The organism is Vibrio fujianensis (assembly GCF_002749895.1).
Classification (GTDB): Bacteria; Pseudomonadota; Gammaproteobacteria; order Enterobacterales; family Vibrionaceae; genus Vibrio; species Vibrio fujianensis.
Window position 1 is genome coordinate 602,981 of the sequence record NZ_NBUS01000054.1, and the last position, 595, is coordinate 603,575.

1 protein-coding gene is annotated in these 595 nt (G+C 44.2%); it reads right to left on the reverse strand.

The window, feature by feature from the left end; genetic code table 11:
* A partial coding sequence (locus B7C60_RS19760) for an MFS transporter (protein ID WP_245869678.1) occupies nt 1–595 on the reverse strand: 595 nt, incomplete at both ends.

Sequence of the window (595 nt, forward strand, 5' to 3'; positions counted from 1 at the left end):
AAAAGACTCATGCCGATATAGACCAGACTAAATCCTTGAGCGAGTAACTGGTAACTGGTATCCGCTTGTTTTGCTCCTTGCTCGCTCACAGTAACGGTTTGTGGAACACGTAAGTAAAAAAGTGCGGAACAAAATGCGACACCTAATGCACCACCCAATTCTCGTCCAAAATTAAATAGCGACATCCCAATACCTCGGTCTCTGGCCGGCAAAACGCTTTGCACCACAACCCCGAGAGCTGGAAGAGTAAAACCAAGCCCAATCCCTGCAAAACCTAACGCAAAGTTCACCCAAATATCATAATGAATTTGCCAAATAGCCACCATTGCTAAACTAAACCCTACCGTAACGAGTAGCTTATATCGTGCATAATGGGCAACCAACTTCCCTCCAATGTAAGCCCCTGCAGTAATACAAAACATAAAAATCACCATGATAGTGCCGCTTTGTGATGGGGAGAGTCCTTTTTGCCATTGCAACTGCAGAGGTAAATAGACAAGCAATGCAAACATGAGCATTTGTGATCCCATAATGAGTAAAATGGCTGTCAAATAGTTGGGTAATCGAGCCAATCTCGCAGGAAGAATCGGATCAC